Consider the following 16,413-nt stretch of genomic DNA (forward strand, 5'->3'; position numbering starts at 1 on the left):
GAAGAAGGGGCGGACTCCGTCTGGAGTCCGCCCCGCCAGCAGAGCAGCTAGAAGATCACCTTTACTGCAAGCTGGATGCTTCGGTTATCGCCGGAGGTCGACGATATCTTGCCCACCGTGCTGGTTGTCGAGATATTCGACGCCGGCTGGGAAAAGATGGGGTGATTGATGATGTTGTAGGCCTCCGCACGGAACTGAGTGCGCAGATGCTCGAAGATCTGGAAGGTTTTGATCGCCGAGAAGTCGACCTGAGCCGTTCCGGGTCCACGCAGGACGTTGCGAGTGACGTTACCCTGGAGAGTCTGGCCCGGATCGACAAACGCGGTGGGGTCGAACCAGCCGTTGGGAGAAGGATGCTGCTTCTTCGCGCTCGCGATATCTCTTCCCGGCGCCAGGTTCACACGGCCGGGAGTGTAAGTACCGAAGCTGGCACCCGAACGCGAGACCGAGAATGGATAGCCGCTGCGGAGCTGGATAGCTGGCTGAACCGACCAGCCTCCTGCAATCGCATTACCTACACCACTCTGGAGCATCTCATGTCCTTTGCCGAACGGAAGCTCGTATCCTCCGCTGATGACAGCGCGGTGGGGAACGTCGAAACGGCTGTACGAGTAATCGAAACCGAAATCAGTCGAGTAGGAGGTATCGTTCGCTTCCACCTCGCCTGAGTTATTGTCCAGATTCTTGGACCATTGATAGCTGCCGAGGAAGTAGAGACCGTTCTTGGCGCGCTTCTCAACCTTTGCAGAGAGGCCGTTGAAGCTTGCCGTAGCGGCGTTTCTCGAAGTCAGGATTCCATGCTGGAACTGCGGGAACGGACGCACACCCTGATTGGTCGGATTGCTTCCGCCCGAAGGAGTTATGCCCGGGAACAACAGGTCCATGTTCTGGTCATAACGCTTCCACAGCTTTCGGGTTGCGCTTGCCGTGTACGCCAGCTCGAAGATCATGCCATGACCGAGGTCCTGCTGCACGCTCGCAGTCCACTCGTAGGTGTACGGCATGGTGTTGTTCGGATTGACGGAGAACGGCGCAGGCAGACCGGCAGATCCGAGGGTGGGATCAGGGAAGGCATCCTGTACCTTGAGATTGCTGAGTGACTGCTGATAATACAGCGGTGCGGCATAACGGGTGAACTGCAGTTCGTTGGTGTTGATGTTGTCGAAGAAGATGCCGCCGCCTGCGCGGAAGACAGTTCCGGGATACGCCTCATAAGCCACACCAAGACGGGGACCGAAGCCCTTTCTTCTGGGTTGAAGGATACCGGGGCTATAGGTCGAGTCGGTGACAACGAACGGAAGGAAAGCCGCCGGGATGAAGGCAGGCACCTTGCTGTACTTGATCTTGCCAAGGGTGGGATCGAGTGTACCTTCGAGGCCGTTCTGCTCGACAAAGGGTGAGTTGTACTCCCACCGCAGACCAGCATTGATGGTCAATCCATGTCCGAGCTGCCAGACATCGCTGAAGAACGCACCGTAGGTGTTATCGCGATAGTGGCCACGGGTATTTCCGAAGTTGCCGTTGCAGCTCGACGTGCAATAGCCGCGTTGGTAATTTTCGAGAGCGGTGTAGTAGGTCTTTGTGACCGGATTGATTTTTTGGTCTGCCGCGCACGCCGACGTACTGCAGGCAGCGAAGCTGAATGAACCAGTCGAGTTATTGTCCGCCAGCAGAATCACGCGACGGTTCTGATACTGGAAGCCCATCTTGAAGGTGTTCTTGCCGTGGACAATGCTGAGCGAATCGCCAACGCTGATGATGTTTTCGTTTCCACCCTGGTTCGTTACCTGATCGCTCACGGTAGTGAAACCGGCGATTGCGATCGAAGCTCGGCCATATTGCGATGGGGTCGTCAAACCCGAAACGAATTTCAGGCCTTCTTGCGATGCGTAGTTCACACCCGGGTTGAGAGGTACGCCAAGCTCCCAGTTGTAATACTGGTTGTAGGCTGCACGGACCTCGTTGACGATGTTCGGAGTAATCAGAAATGTATGGCCGATGACACCATTGCGGCCGATCAACACGTTGTCGATACCGCCCTGCACCGAAGGGATAAACTCCTTCGAGTTGAAGTCGATATAGCGCTCGAACAGCTGGTTGCGCGGAGTCAGTGTCTGGTCCGCACGAATGGTGTACTGATCGTAGTTGTCCGTCGTGGTCTGGTAGTTGACGTAGTTGTTTCCGTTATTCTGATTCGGGTCGATGTTCGGAACAGGAACAGTCGGGTTGATGACCTTCGCGAGTGTATTGGTCGGGTCAGGGGTCCCCAGTTGAGCCTGGGTCGGGAAGATGCCGAATTGAGGAGTGGACCTGTTTGTGCGTAGTCCCTCGTAGCCGCCGAAGAGGAAGGCCCTGTCCTTCACGATTGGGAAGCCAACCGTGCCGCCGTACTGGTGGCGTGTGAAGTCCGGCTTTGCTCCGTTTCTTGAAAAATAATTGCGAGCATCGAAGACACTGTTGCGGGCGAACTCGTAAGCAGTACCGTGAATCTGGTTCGATCCCGACTTCGTCACCATTGAGACCACTGCCTGTCCCTGGCCGTACTCGGTCGAGAAGGAGTTGCGTAGAAGGTTGAACTCCTGCAGGGTGTCGACATTCGGCTGCATCGCCATGTTGTTGAAGCGCACCGACCGGATGTAGGTTCCGTCGAGCACGTAATTGGTCGACGAACCGCGACCGCCGTCCACCGTGATGTACAGGTTGCGGTTTCCGGTACGATTCGGGTTTCCGGTCTGGCCCTGCTGTGGCGGCGAGACGCCTGGAGCCAGCGTCGCCAGCTGAAGCACGTTACGGCCATTCAGGGGAAGATCTGTAATCTGCTTCTGATCGATGACCTGTCCTACGGTCGCTTCGGAGGTCTGCAGCTGAGGCGGCAACGTGCTCACTTCGACGGTCTCCGTCCGCTCTCCAACACTCAGTGTTACGGAGCCATTGGCCGTCTTTCCGATCTCTACATCCAGGGCTGGGATGGTGCTCGTCTTGAAGCCCTCTTTCTCTACGCGTACACGATAGCTCGCCGGTGGAAGATTCGGGATCGACCAGTCGCCACTGTCACTGGTGGTTGCCGTGCGCTCAGCGCCCGTGGCGTTGTTGATCAGGTGCACGGTTGCGGCGGGAACACTGGCGCCGGTTGAGTCAGTCACCTTGCCCACGGCGTCAGAGCTCGAGCTCGCCTGGCCGTAGGCCATCGGTGATAGCGTCGCCATGGCGGCAAAGGGTATCGTCCCCATTGCGAGTGCGAGACACGCATAGCGTAGCGTGCGAAGTCCTGCACTGGCTGGGTTCGAATGTACGGCAATGGCATCCGTCTGCGGGATTGCCTTGCACTGCATCGAACTGTTTTTGGTCATTACGAGTTTCATGGGTGAAGCCTCCAAAATTGCCCGAACACTTGGTTGCGGGGCTGGGACCTGGGTTGCATAACTGTCCGTGCCTTGTTATTTTTGGGACCGTATGAGACGTCTCATTTTTTCCGCCGAGGATCGTAGCGGCGTCATAATTGAGCTGTCAAGAACAAATTTCTATAGGGACTGAGGAATGTTCATCCCCTCTGCGCCTTCATGCGTTTGCGCCCCCTGACCATTCATCGGATGTGTCGTCGTGCGCACATATGGCACGTGTTTTCTTCGGAAAATCCGTCATGAGGCGGGCTAGCAGAGTATGGAGAGGACCGGAAAGCAGTTGGGAGGCTTGCAGGCGTTTCCTGAAAGAGCTCGCAGAGTCTCCTCGCAATGCAAAGCCGTTTAGTTTCTACTGTGCTCGAGCTTCATCTGTCGAGAGAAGACGGTGCTGCAGTGGACGGGATTTGGGTATCTAGCGTCCTTCAAGGTACAGTCAGAGGGACCAATTTTTGCGTGTTCTGCCTGTCTCCGCGAAGACATTCATGGACAGGCTTCCGGAGGAATCACTAGGTGAAGCACGGCCTTTTAGCGGCTCTGTTCCTGTTCTCAGGAGCGTGGTATACCGTCAAACTCTGCAGTGTAGCTGAGGCTCAGACGCCCGCACCGGCGCCTACCCAAAGGGCACAACGTCCACAGGCATATCCGGATCGCGTGAAGGCGCCGCAGGAGGTTCTGGACCGCGGCAAGGCCACCTATGGCGTCAGCTGTGCTTTCTGCCATGGCTCCGATGCGCGCGGAGGCGAAGTCGGACCTAACCTTTTGCGCTCAACCGTCGTACTGCAGGATCAGTCCGGCGAATTAATAGCTCCCATCGTGCATGGAGCACGCGCCGACAAAGGCATGCCTCGGATTGAATTGACAGATGCGCAGATCCAGGATGTCGCAGCATGGCTTCACAGCATCAAAGTCGCCAGCCGCACCGACCCGAACGAGAACAACATCGACATTGTGCGGGGTGACGCAAACGCAGGCGAAACATACTTCAAAAAGGTATGCGCCTCCTGTCACTCTGTGAGCGGCGACCTCAAGGGCTTCGCCGCGAAAATGCCGACACCCAAGGTCCTGCAACAGACATGGCTGCTGCCGGATGGCGGAGGTGGTCGCGGCGGAGTCTCTCCGGTTCACCTGCCCGGTCTTCATATCCCGCCCACGACCGTTACCGTCACACTTCCAACCGGAGAAAAGATCGACGGAGTCATGACTCGCATCGATGACTTCTACGTAGGCCTGCAGCAGGCAGATGGGACAGAACGCGGATTCAGCAGGATGGGTGATGTCCCGAAAGTTGAGATACATGATCCGCTCGCCCCTCATCGGGAGCTGTTGCACAAGTACACCGATAAAGAGATTCACGACGTAACGGCCTATTTGGTGACCCTGAAATGAGAAGAGTGTTGTTGTCTTTCCTTGCTGCGTCTTTAAGTTTGGCGACCAGTGCTGCAGTAGGTCAGAGCCTCGATCCCAGTGAGATCCTCAAGCCGCATCCTGATTCCTGGCCTACGTACTCCGGCGACTACTCCGGCAGACGATACAGCTCTCTGGACGCCATCAATCATGCGACCGTCAAGAACCTCTCGCTCGCGTGGGTATCGCGGCTGCAGGCCGGCCCGCAGAGTCCTCCCACGGCACCTCCGACCATCGTTGCCGGGGAGGGTAAGGCTGAGTTCAATACTCCTGCAAGCATCAAGGGAGCCATTCTTCAGGTTGACGGCGTGCTGTACGTTTCGACCCCCGATAACGCGTGGGCGATCGACGCTCGCGATGGGCACCAGATATGGCACTACTACTGGAGAACCAAGGGCGGAACCCACATTGGCAATCGCGGGATGGCCATGTGGAAAGGCTGGGTCTACATGGAGACCCCGGACAACTACCTGATCTGTCTGGATGCGAAGACCGGCAAGGAAAAGTGGCACAAGGAGATCGCAAGCTTCGACGAGCAGTACTTCTCCACCATGGCGCCTATCGTCGTCGGCAACCATCTGCTGGTCGGAACCGGCGATGACCTCGATGAGCCGGGATTCCTGCAATCTTATGATCCCGACACCGGAGACGTGCAGTGGAAGTTCTACACCGTCCCCGTGAAAGCGGGGGATCCGGGTCTGGATACCTGGCTCAATCTTGATGCGGCCTCTCATGGCGGAGGCAACGTCTGGGTGCCCGGATCCTATGATCCTGAGACGCACCTTTATATCTTCGGGACGGGCAATCCCTCTGCGGCGTATACCTCGGAAAAACGCGGACCGGGAGCGAACCTCTATACCTGCTCCATCATCGCTCTGAATGTAGATACGGGGAAGATGGTGTGGTACTACCAGAACTCCCCTCATGACACCCACGACTACGACTCCGCTCAGACTCCCATCCTGATCGATGGAATGTTCGACGGTAAGGTGCGAAAGCTGGTGCTGAATGGAGCTCGCAACGGCTACTACTTCACGCTCGACCGCCTTACAGGCGAACATCTTGTGACCGGCAAGCTTTCGAAGACCGTCAACTGGGCGAAAGACACCTACGACAAGAACGGCGCTCCTGTTCGGATTCCGGAGAAGGACTTCGATCTGGCAGGCGCTCTCGTCTCCCCAGCAAATCAGGGAATCACCAACTGGATGCCCCCGGCTTACAGCCCCGATACCGGCCTGATGTATGTCCCCACGACCGATAGCTATGCCATGTACTACCTGACCACCACGGATCCGCGTGGCTCAATGGGACTGGGTGGCAAAGATGAGCAGAGCCTGGGCAGCATGGGAAGCTACATCACCGCTATCGATTACAAGTCCGGCAAGATCGCATGGCAGCACCGGTTCTCTGGCATAGCCAACTATGGCGTTCAACCCGGCCTGCTGACAACCGCCGGTAAGCTGCTCTTCGCAGGAGATCCGGGGGGCAACCTCGTGGCCTACGATGTTGCCAACGGAAATCCGCTATGGCACGCACGTATCGGAGTCACCAACGCTCCTGAGACCTACATGCTGGATGGACACCAGTACATCCTGGTGGGAGCAGCCGACTCTGTCTATGCATTCCGGCTGAACTAAGCAGAAGATACACTCAATCGGTGGTGAGGTCGGTGTCACGCCCGTTCCCTTCCCGCAGGTGCTTCAAGCCGTTCTTCGAAAGGGATTCAGATGAAGCTGCAGATGCGATTCAGACTCAGCACGATGATGTTTCTCGAGTACTTCGTCTGGGGCGCGTGGTACGTGACCTTGGGTACATGGTTGTCGACCTCGCTGCATTTCACTGGACAGCAGATCGGACTTGCCGCCGGAGCTACATCTGTCGGAGCCATCCTCGCGCCCTTTCTCGTAGGCCTTATCGCCGATCGGCTCTTCGCTACGCAGAAGGTCCTCGCGTTTCTGCACATCGTTGGAGCTATCCTTCTGTTCGCGCCGCATCCCAGAGATCCTTTGGCCTCTTCTACGTTCTCATGCTGCTCTACTGCCTCTGCTTCATGCCGACACTGGCGCTCACCAACTCACTCGCCTTCAGGCAAATGAGCGACCCCAAGTTAGAGTTCGGAGCAGTCCGTGTGCTCGGTTCGATCGGCTGGATCATCGCCGGCCTGGTCATCGGTACCCTCAGACTGGAAGCAACTTCGATCGCAATGAAGCTGGCAGCAGTCGCATCCATGCTGCTGGGGCTTTACAGCCTAACGCTGCCCCACACGCCCCCGCTGGGCAATCGCAATGATCGCTTCTCGATAAGGAACATCTTCCCCGCCGAGGCGGTCTCCCTGCTGAAAGAGCGATCGATGCTGATCTTCGTGATCGCGTCGTTCTTCATCTGTATCCCTCTCCAGTTCTACTACGCCTTCACCAACCTCTTCCTCAATCAGGTGGGAGTACAGAACGCGGCAGGCAAGATGACGGGCGGGCAGATGTCCGAGCTCTTCTGCATGCTCCTCATCCCCGTGTTCTTCCGCCGGCTGGGTGTAAAGTACATGCTGGTTGCGGGAATGGCCGCGTGGGTCCTTCGGTACATCCTCTTTGCTTACGGAAATGCGACAGACGGGATGTGGATGTTCTGGGGTGGAATCCTGCTGCATGGAATCTGCTACGACTTCTTCTTCGTAACCGGACAGATCTACATCGACCAGAAGGCCGATGCTGGCCTGCGCGCAGCCGCTCAGGGCCTGATCACTTTCATCACATACGGTCTGGGAATGTTCGTCGGCTCATGGCTGTCGGGCTTTGTTGTCGAGCACTATGCCCTGCCCCTCGCGCAAGGCAGCATCTCCTACGACTGGAGATCGATATGGCTCTTCTCTGCCATAGTCTCCGCCCTTGTGCTGATCTTCTTCCTTGTCAGCTTCTCGGAGAAGAATGACCGAACTGCTTCGACTTCTCCTGAGCAGAACAGGCTGAAAAACGCAGTATCTTAACCCTCAGGTTTATTCACGACTCGGGCTGAGAGACATCCGCTCTGCTGTACGGACATCTGATCCTCGGTGTATCCTTCCGGGAATCAGAGATTCCTTTCAGCAGTGTGGCGTAATCGGCTAAGGAGAACCGCCTTCCTGCAAGCGGTGGCTTTTGTAAATGAGACGTCTCTTTCGTTCTCTGTACCTTCAGGTACTTCTGGCGGTGATCGTAGGCATTTTGATCGGCCTGTTTGCTCCGTCAGTGGGCGTGCAACTGCAGCCGCTCGCGAACGGATTCATCAAGCTCATCAAGATGGTCTTCGCCCCGGTCATTCTGTTGACCGTAACGCTGGGGATCGCCCGCATGGAGAACCTGGCTGACCTCGGACGTATCGGGGTCAAATCCATCCTCTATTTCGAAGTGATGTCCACGTTTGCGCTGCTCATCGGGCTGGGCGTAGTTGCCATGGTGCGCCCCGGAGCCGGTCTCAACGTCGACATCCACACGCTCGACACGAAGGCCCTATCAAGCTACATTGCCGCCGCTCCTCCTCAGTCCATCAGCGACTTTCTCCTGCATATCATTCCGGACAGCGCAGTCGACGCCCTGGCCAGGAACGATGTTCTTCCCATTCTCTTCTTCGCCATTCTCTTTGGAATCGCTCTGGCGCGGCTGGGAAGCGTTGGCACACCATTAGTGAACATCCTCGATGTCGCCGCGAAGGCGATGTTCCAGATCGTAGCCATCGTCATGCGCTTCGCCCCGATCGCCGCACTGGGAGCAATCTCCTTCACCGTAAGCAAGTATGGCTTCGCCTCCATTGTCTCGCTGGGCAAGCTCATGCTCACCATGTACACCACGTGCCTCCTCTTCATCTTCATCGTTCTGGGACTCGTGGCAAGATATTCCGGCTTTAGTCTCTGGCGTTTTCTCAGGTATTTGAAAGACGAAATCCTGACCGCGCTCGGCACCAGCTCTTCGGAATCGGTTCTGCCGCAGCTTATGCTCAAGCTCGAAACCGTTGGCTGCTCGCGTTCTACGGTAGGTCTCGTCGTACCCGCGGGAATCGTCTTCAACCCCGACGGACAATGCATCTATTACACGATGGCTGCCATCTTCATCGCGCAGGCTACAAACACGAGACTGACGCTCGCAGATATCCTCATCCTCTTCGGCGTGCTGATGGTAGCGTCCAAAGGTTCGGCGGGAGTTACAGGATCAGCCTTCATTACCCTGGCGGCAACCCTGACCTCAATCGGCAAGATCCCCGTAGCGGGAATGGTTCTCATCCTCGGCATCGACCGTTTCATGTCCGAGGCCCGCGCACTAACCAATACAATTGGAACTGCCGTAGGTACGATGGCCATCGCTCGTTGGTCGGGGACACTCGATCTCTACAAAGTCGATCAGGTCCTTCATCCGAGGCCGGAGATAGCGGTCTTCGAAAAATAACTCAGCTTCACCAATCGTTCCTGTAAGGAGTCGGATGCATGATCGCATCGGGTAACAACCATCGTAGCTACAGAATCGCTGTCATCCCGGGCGATGGAATCGGTCTAGAGGTCGTGCCCGAAGGCGTCCGGGTCCTCGAGGCTGTGGCAAAGAAATTTGGCTTCGAGCTCACCCTCGACGAATTTGACTTCGCCTCCTGCGATTACTACCTCAAGCATCGGCAGATGCTGCCCGAAGATTGGAAAGAGCGCATCGGCAGTCACGATGCGATCTTCTTCGGTGCAGTAGGCTGCCCTGCAAAAGTCCCCGATCACATCTCGCTCTGGGGTTCGCTCATACAGTTCCGGCGTGAGTTCGACCAGTACGCCAACCTCCGGCCCGTCCGACTGATGCCCGGCCTTCCCTGTCCCCTCGCCGGTCGCACACCGGGAGACATCGACTTCTTCGTCGTCAGAGAAAACACCGAAGGCGAGTACTCCTCGATCGGCGGCAAGATCTTCGCTGACACCGACCGCGAGGTCGTCATTCAGGAGACGATCATGACCAGGACCGGCGTCGATCGCATCCTCAAATTCGCCTTCGAGCTCGCGCAGAAGCGTCCCCGAAAGCACCTCACCTCCGCGACCAAGTCCAACGGCATCTCCATCACCATGCCCTATTGGGACACCCGTGTCGAAGCCATGGCGAAATTGTTCCCGGAGATCACCTGGGATAAGTACCACATCGATATCCTGGCCGCGCATTTCGTTCTCAATCCGGACAGGTTCGACGTCGTCGTAGCGTCCAACCTCTTCGGCGACATTCTCTCTGACCTCGGACCTGCCTGCACCGGCACAATCGGAATCGCACCCTCCGGCAACATCAATCCCGAACGGCGATTCCCTTCTCTCTTCGAGCCTGTTCACGGCTCCGCACCCGACATCGCGGGTCTTGGCGTCGCCAATCCGGTCGCTCAGATCTGGTCGGCAGCCATGATGCTCGATCACCTGGGTGAGTCACAGGCTTCCGCTGCAATCGTTCAGGCTATCGAACGCGTCCTGCCTGAGCCCGCGCTCCGCACGCGCGACGTCGCAGGAACCGCAGATACCGCCACAGCAGGAAAGGCCATTGCGGAGGCTCTCGGTTAAGGCACCTTCACGATTCAATCTCTTCAAAGACCTATGGATGCTGCGGAAGCTGCGAGGAGTCCCATCCTCCACCTAACGACTTGATCAGCAGAACACTTGCTTCCAGACGGCGGCGCGTGATGTCAATGTCGTTCCGCTCATTCTGCAGCAACGCTGTCTGCCACGTAATAACCTGCAGATACGTGTCCACCCCGCCCTCATAGCGCGTGTTGAACAGGTCCAGCGACTCGCGCGCCGATGCGGTTGCCGCCTGCTGCTGGCCAGACTCAACCTCCAGCCCATGTAAGGCGTTCAGATTGTCCTCGACCTGCTGGAATGCGGTGAGTGTGGTCTGCCGATAAGCGGCAACAGTCGCATCGTAGTCCGCACGCGCGATGTCGGTGCTTGCGCGTCGGCGTCCATAGTCGAAGAGTGTCTGGGATAGCGTCGGCCCCACAGCAAAGAATCTGCTTGGCCACGTAAACCAGTTCACAGCAGAGGTTCCTGTAAAGCCCGCGACAGCGGAAAGAGATAGCGTCGGGTAGAACGCCGCCTCGGTTATTCCAATCTGTTCGTTCGCCGCAGCCATGCGGCGCTCCTCCGATGCGATGTCAGGGCGACGTTCCAGCAACTGCGACGGAAGAACCCCTGGGACCTCCGGCATCGCAGGACCAGCTACCGTCACCGGATTGCGAGGCAGCGTGAACTCTGCAGGAGCCTTTCCAATCAGCATCGCGATCGCGTGTTCATAGTCGGCCCTCATGATGTCGACATCCGTAGCCTGAACCTGTGCGGTCTGTAGCTGGGTTCTTGCCTGCGTCACGTCCGACAGCGGGGCTGCGCCACCGTTGTAACGATCCTCCGTAAGCTGAAGTGCGTCTTGGAAGGCCTTCACCGTCTCATCCAGCAGTTTTCTCTGTGCATCTGCAGATCGCAGATTGAAGTAGTCGATCGCGAGCTCCGCGTGCAGGGAGAGTCGCGTCGTCTGAAGGTCCGCCGCAGAAGCCTGCGCCTGTTCTCGCGACTGCGTAACGCTGCGTCGAATGCGCCCCCACAGATCGATCTCATAGTTCAGATCGATAGGCAGCGTGAAGTCGCCGGTTCCATCATTTGCCATCGATTTATTGAAGTACGGTTGGTTCGGCGAGGTCCTCACGGCGCCAATGCTTGGATTCGCGCTGATCGTAGGAGCCAGGTTCGACCGGTAGAACCGAACGGCGGCGCGCGACGCACGGAAGTTCGCCTCGGCTTCTTTCAGCGTCTGGTTTGCTGGATCAATCTGGGCCTCCAGCCCGTTGAGCTCCTGGTCATCGAAAAGCGTCCACCAGTCGCCTTTCAGCTTTGCATCTCCAGGCTGAGCGACCTTCCATCCGTCGGATGCCTTGAAGTTACTCGGCAAAGCCTCTTTGAACTCGGGCGCCAGCGGCGCTGTGGGACGTACATACTGCGGACCAACCCGGCAGCCAGCCAGTAAACCCACAAAGCTCGCCACACCCATCAACATGAATTGCGAAGTCCGTCTCATTACCGTCCTTTCGCTCCGCCGCTGACAAGCACCGACATTCCACTTGCGAGGGAGTCCGAAGGATCCAGAATGATCTCGTCGGAACCGGTAAGACCGGAAGTCACTTCCACCGTGCCGCCGTAGTCATGGCCGATCGTCACCGGGACAAGCTGGACACGGTCGTTTCGGACCGCACCGACCCGAAGACCCTCTGCCCGGAAGAGCAGCGTGTTGGAGGGAATCGTAAATGTATTGCTGCCTCCTGGAACATGGAAATGCGCGAAGACATACGCTCCCGGAAGTAGAGCGCCATCGCGATTGTCCACGTCGACCTCGACGTTCAGTGTGCGGGTGCTATAGTCAATTGCCCTTGCATTGCGCACAATCACGCCCGAAATCTTTACGCTGGGATCCGAATCCTCCGTCAGGTCCGCTTTATCTCCGTCGTGAATAACGTCTGCGTACACCTCAGGGACGGAAACATACACACGCAGCTTGCCGGTCGCCGCCAGATGAAAAAGCTCACGCGGATTCGTGGAGCCCGATCCCGCCGTTATCAGATCGCCGATATCCGTATTGCGCGCCGTAATGATGCCGTCAAAAGGAGCAACGATCTTTTCATAACTCTGCAGCTGCTCCAGCCGCCGTACATTTGCCTTGCTTGCATCCACCGCTGCCTGCGCTGCGATGTAGTTGCTGCGAGCCTGATCGGCTTCCTGCTGTGAAACGGCATGCTTGGCAAGCAGGCTCTGCCAACGGTTGCTGGTAACCCCAGCCAGCTCCATATTCGCCTGGATTCTCTCCAGTTCCGATCGCGACTGCTGAAGCTGTTGATCGATCTCAGGAGTCTCAATCTCCGCCAGCAACTGCCCCCTGCGGACATGGGAACCGATATCGAAATACCACTTCTTCAAATACCCATCTGTACGCGAATAGATGGGGGTCTCGGTAAATGCCTGAACGTTGCCGGGCAACACCAGCTCTTGCGCGGCGGAGCCCAGCTTGGGCCTTACGACATTCACCGTCGGCACCGCAGCTTCGTCCGTCGCCTGGGCCAGTTCCTTCTCATGGGACGAACGAACATGGATCCCATAGAAGATCGCTGCCAGCAACGCCACGGCAAGAACAATTCCCAGCATTCTGCCGCTCCCCGATCCTCCCTGGGGTGGTGCCGTTGCAACATCCTCTTTATGCGCCGGAACCACATCGGCCCGCGTGGGTTCTACTGCTTGCTGTGTAGGCATACCGTTCTCCAGATTGCCGATCCCGCCACTGCGGTTCATGCGTGCTCCTCGGCAAAGCGTTTCCGCTCGCGGCTAAGTCTCCGTGTTTCAGTCCCATGAATCAATGCAAACACGCATGGCACAAAGATAAGTGTTGCAATCGTGGCGCACATCAAACCACCGATCACAGCTCGGCCCAGCGGAGCGTTCTGCTCTCCGCCGTCTCCCATCCCCAACGCCATCGGGATCATGCCGATAACCATGGCAAGCGCCGTCATAACCACGGGGCGGAAGCGTGTCGTTCCAGCCTCGATCGCCGCCTTGATCGCATCTCCGTGCTCCTCAAGACGCGTCTTGGCAAACGAAATCACCAGAATGCTGTTCGCTGTCGCTACGCCCATACACATGATGGCTCCCATCAGCGCAGGTACGCTGAGCGTCGTTCGCGTCAGGAAGAGGAAGAGCACGATTCCCGCAAGCGCAGCCGGCAGAGCCGTAATGATGATGAACGGGTCGACCCAGCTCTGGAAATTGACCACAATCAGCAGGTAGACCAGAACGATCGAGAAAAACAGCCCTCCGATCAGGCCTATATACGAGCTACGCATCGTATCTACTTGCCCCTTCAACGTCATGAAGGTGCCACGAGGAAGGTCTTTTCTGTCCCTGGCCAGAATCTTCTCAACATCCTTGCCCACGGCTCCCAGGTCCCTCCCCTGTACGTTGCCATAGATATCAACGACGCGGCGAATGTTGTAGTGATTCACCACCGCCATCTCGTGATCGCGTTTAATGCTGGCAAGATCACCCAGAATCTCGGGAGTCGCGGAAGTCGGAGGGGCCCCAGCTGTCGTCCGATTGATCGGGATATTTGTCAGGTCCTGGATCGACGACATCTTGTACTGCGGCGTCTGCGCCACAATGAAGTAGTTCACATTGTTCCTCCAGTTAAGGAAGAACATCGGGGTGACCTGAAAGCTTCCGCTCAACGTATTCAACACGCTGGTGGCAACATCACGCTCGGAGTATCCGCCCTGAGCGGCTTTCGTTCTATCTACAGAGAGATTCAGAGTCGGATAATCGAAGGGCTGCTGGATTCGGAGATCCGTCAGACCTGGAACGGTGCGCAGCTCCGCGAGAATTTTGTCCGCCTGCTCCTTGCTTGCCTCCACATTATTGCCTTCCAACTGGATGTCGATAGGCGCTGGCAAGCCAAAGTTGAGGATCTGGGTTGTAATATCCGCAGGCAGCATATAGAAGGTTGCATTCGGAAACTTACGCGGAAGTTCGCTGCGCAGCGTACTAACATAATCCGCCGTCGGATGGTGGTGCTCCTTTAGCGTCACCATAACATCGCCATCGCTCGCGCCCACTGTTCCGTTCGCAAGGTGCTGCGTGTTCATTGGGCTATAAGGCAGACCGATGTTGTCCAGGATGTTATCGATCTCTGACGCCGGGATCTGTCTTCGGATCTCATCCTCTACCAGATCCAGCAGTCTCGCCGTCTCTTCGATGCGTAAGCCGGAAGCCCCTCGCACGTGAAGGATGAACTGACCGCTATCGGTATCAGGAAAGAAGTCCTCTCCCAGGAAAGGAACCAGGATAAACATGGCCAGGCACAGGAGAAGAAATGACGGTATGAAGATTCGCCTCTTCTCAACGAGATTTGCAAGAACCCCGTGATATCCCGACCGAACGCGTTCAAACCCTCTCTCAAACGCTCGCTGGAACCGCGAAAAGTATCCATTCCCCGGCTTTTCATGTCCATGCTCGCGCAGCAGAAACATCGCGAGTGTGGGGACCAGGGTTCGACTCAGAACATAGCTGGCAAGCATGGCGAAGACAACGGCCTCAGCCAGCGGGACGAACAGAAAGCGAGCCACACCACCGAGAAAGAACATCGGCAGGAACACGATGCAGATGCAAAGTGTGGACACCAGCGCAGGAACCGAGATCTGTGCCGCGCCCTCCAGAATCGCCTCACGTAACGGGAAGCCTTCTTCGAGAAAGCGTTCGATGTTCTCTATCGTCACCGTTGCATCGTCCACCAAAATGCCGACGGCAAGCGCCAATCCGCCGAGAGTCATCGTATTGATCGTCTCCCCCGTCAGGCCGAGAACGATGACAGAGGTAAGGATCGAAAGCGGAATGGAGGCGGCGATAATCAGGGTAGAGCGCCAGCTTCCAAGAAAGACCAGGATCATGATCGCCGTCAGAGCGGCCGCAATCACAGCCTCGCGGATGACCCCTTCCACAGCACCACGAACAAAGATGCTCTGGTCCGAGAGCGGGGTCATCTTCAGTGCGGGTGGCAGCGTCAGGGCGACCCGTGGAAGCATGCTCCTGATTCCCTTCACCACATCCAGCGTGGACGTGTTTCCATTCTTCAGAATCGAGACAAGCACGCCGCGGTGCCCATCCTGGCGAACCACGTTCGTCTGAATCTGGAAACCGTCACTCACGCTGGCAACATCGCGCAGATATATCGTGGTTCCGTTCACCTGCTTCAACGGAATCCTGGACAACTCCTCCACGGTCCGGGGCGTACCGTTCGTCCGCACATCATATTCGGTCTGGCCGATCTTGATCGTCCCCGAAGGTGTGACCACATTCTGCTGCGCTACCGCATTCAGCAGATCCCCCGGCGCAACCCCCTTCGACTGCATCGCCGCCGGGTCCATCAAAATATTGACCTGCCGCTGCTTGCCGCCATAAGGCGACGGAACTACCGCCCCGGGCACGGTCACCAGCTGGGTTCGAATAAAGTTGGTGGCATAGTCATTGAGCTGCGTCTCCGACAGTCCATTTCCCGAGATACCCAGCTGCAGAATCGGCACGCTTGATGCCGAAAAGTTAATGATCTCCGGCGGTAGAGTGCCCGGAGGAAGCTGGCGCAGGATATACTGCGAAGCCGCCGTTACCTGTGCGTTGGCTGTATCCAGCGAAGCACCCGGCTGCAGGAAGACCTTTACGACGACCACGCCGTTGTACGTCGTCGATTCAACATGCTGGATATTGTCGACAAGGGTCGTCAGCACCTTCTCATAAGGTGTCGTCAGCCTTCCCTCAAGCTCCTCAGGGTTCAGGCCTGTGTACTGCCAGCCAATGGAGACAACGGGGATATTGATGTTCGGAAAGATATCCGTCGGTGTACGCAGAATGACGACTGGCGCAGCGATAAGGATCAGGAGCGCAAGAACGATAAACGTATAGGGTCGGTTTAGCGCAATTTTTACGATCCACATCTGCTTCGGATGCCTCGTTTCCTCAAAACCGGAAAATCTTCCAACCTCCCTATTGAATTCCTTCCCGGAGCAATTGTCGCGCAGTTCTTTCCGGCGACATCTATCGGAAAAACCGATA

Annotated in this window: 9 protein-coding genes and 1 pseudogene; 6 read left to right on the forward strand and 4 right to left on the reverse strand. The window is 57.0% G+C overall.

All coding sequences use genetic code 11. The annotated features are described in order from the left end of the window. Positions 1-47 precede the first annotated feature (47 nt). Positions 48-3,362 carry a TonB-dependent receptor gene (locus JAO29_RS07890; RefSeq protein ID WP_334267657.1) on the reverse strand — a complete coding sequence of 1,105 codons (3,315 nt, stop codon included), beginning with the start codon at positions 3,360-3,362 and terminating at the stop codon, positions 48-50. Positions 3,363-3,911: 549 nt separating this feature from the next. Here JAO29_RS07890 and JAO29_RS07895 point away from each other — a divergent pair. The 6 genes and pseudogenes from JAO29_RS07895 (at position 3,912) to JAO29_RS07920 (ending at position 10,344) form a co-directional block, all read left to right on the forward strand. After that, on the forward strand, positions 3,912-4,787 hold the full coding sequence (locus JAO29_RS07895; RefSeq protein WP_334267658.1) for a c-type cytochrome: 876 nt from the start codon (positions 3,912-3,914) through the stop codon (positions 4,785-4,787). 11 nt (positions 4,788-4,798) lie between these two features. Beyond that, the gene (locus JAO29_RS07900; RefSeq protein WP_442886341.1) at positions 4,799-6,442 is read left to right on the forward strand and encodes an acido-empty-quinoprotein group A; all 1,644 of its coding nucleotides are present in this window, start codon (positions 4,799-4,801) and stop codon (positions 6,440-6,442) included. 126 nt (positions 6,443-6,568) lie between these two features. Then, positions 6,569-6,736 (forward strand): annotated as a pseudogene (locus JAO29_RS07905) (MFS transporter); the annotation flags it as partial. Next, positions 6,679-7,785, forward strand: coding sequence for an MFS transporter (locus JAO29_RS07910; protein WP_334267825.1), 1,107 nt, complete (start codon positions 6,679-6,681; stop codon positions 7,783-7,785). The pseudogene JAO29_RS07905 and the gene JAO29_RS07910, both read left to right, overlap by 58 nt. A gap of 157 nt (positions 7,786-7,942) precedes the next feature. Beyond that, positions 7,943-9,217 carry a C4-dicarboxylate transporter DctA gene (dctA, locus tag JAO29_RS07915; RefSeq protein ID WP_334267660.1) on the forward strand — a complete coding sequence of 425 codons (1,275 nt, stop codon included), beginning with the start codon at positions 7,943-7,945 and terminating at the stop codon, positions 9,215-9,217. A 38-nt stretch (positions 9,218-9,255) separates the two neighbouring features. Next, complete coding sequence (locus JAO29_RS07920) at positions 9,256-10,344, forward strand: tartrate dehydrogenase (protein WP_334267661.1); 1,089 nt, start codon at positions 9,256-9,258, stop codon at positions 10,342-10,344. Positions 10,345-10,375: 31 nt separating this feature from the next. On the opposite strand, the gene JAO29_RS07925 is transcribed toward JAO29_RS07920, so the two are convergent. The 3 genes from JAO29_RS07925 to JAO29_RS07935 are packed head-to-tail and all read right to left on the reverse strand — an operon-like array spanning position 10,376 to position 16,295. Beyond that, positions 10,376-11,848 carry an efflux transporter outer membrane subunit gene (locus JAO29_RS07925; protein ID WP_334267662.1) on the reverse strand — a complete coding sequence of 491 codons (1,473 nt, stop codon included), beginning with the start codon at positions 11,846-11,848 and terminating at the stop codon, positions 10,376-10,378. Continuing rightward, positions 11,848-13,071 carry an efflux RND transporter periplasmic adaptor subunit gene (locus JAO29_RS07930; protein WP_334267663.1) on the reverse strand — a complete coding sequence of 408 codons (1,224 nt, stop codon included), beginning with the start codon at positions 13,069-13,071 and terminating at the stop codon, positions 11,848-11,850. The genes JAO29_RS07925 and JAO29_RS07930 overlap by 1 nt, the downstream gene beginning before the upstream one ends. 35 nt (positions 13,072-13,106) lie before the next feature. Continuing rightward, positions 13,107-16,295, reverse strand: a complete 3,189-nt coding sequence (locus JAO29_RS07935) for an efflux RND transporter permease subunit (RefSeq protein ID WP_334267664.1) — start codon at positions 16,293-16,295, stop codon at positions 13,107-13,109. Between the last annotated feature and the right edge of the window lie 118 nt (positions 16,296-16,413).

The sequence above is a fragment of the Edaphobacter sp. HDX4 genome (genome assembly GCF_036877565.1).
GTDB lineage: Bacteria > Acidobacteriota > Terriglobia > Terriglobales > Acidobacteriaceae > Edaphobacter.

Excerpts from the sequence above, each read along its gene's own strand:
- JAO29_RS07920 (WP_334267661.1), top strand. The coding sequence starts at position 9,256 with ATGATCGCATCGGGTAACAACCATCGTAGCTACAGAATCGCTGTCATC.
- JAO29_RS07935 (WP_334267664.1), bottom strand. The coding sequence starts at position 16,295 with ATGTGGATCGTAAAAATTGCGCTAAACCGACCCTATACGTTTATCGTT.
- JAO29_RS07925 (WP_334267662.1), bottom strand. The coding sequence starts at position 11,848 with ATGAGACGGACTTCGCAATTCATGTTGATGGGTGTGGCGAGCTTTGTG.
- dctA (WP_334267660.1), top strand. The coding sequence starts at position 7,943 with ATGAGACGTCTCTTTCGTTCTCTGTACCTTCAGGTACTTCTGGCGGTG.
- JAO29_RS07890 (WP_334267657.1), bottom strand. The coding sequence starts at position 3,362 with ATGAAACTCGTAATGACCAAAAACAGTTCGATGCAGTGCAAGGCAATC.
- JAO29_RS07930 (WP_334267663.1), bottom strand. The coding sequence starts at position 13,071 with ATGCCTACACAGCAAGCAGTAGAACCCACGCGGGCCGATGTGGTTCCG.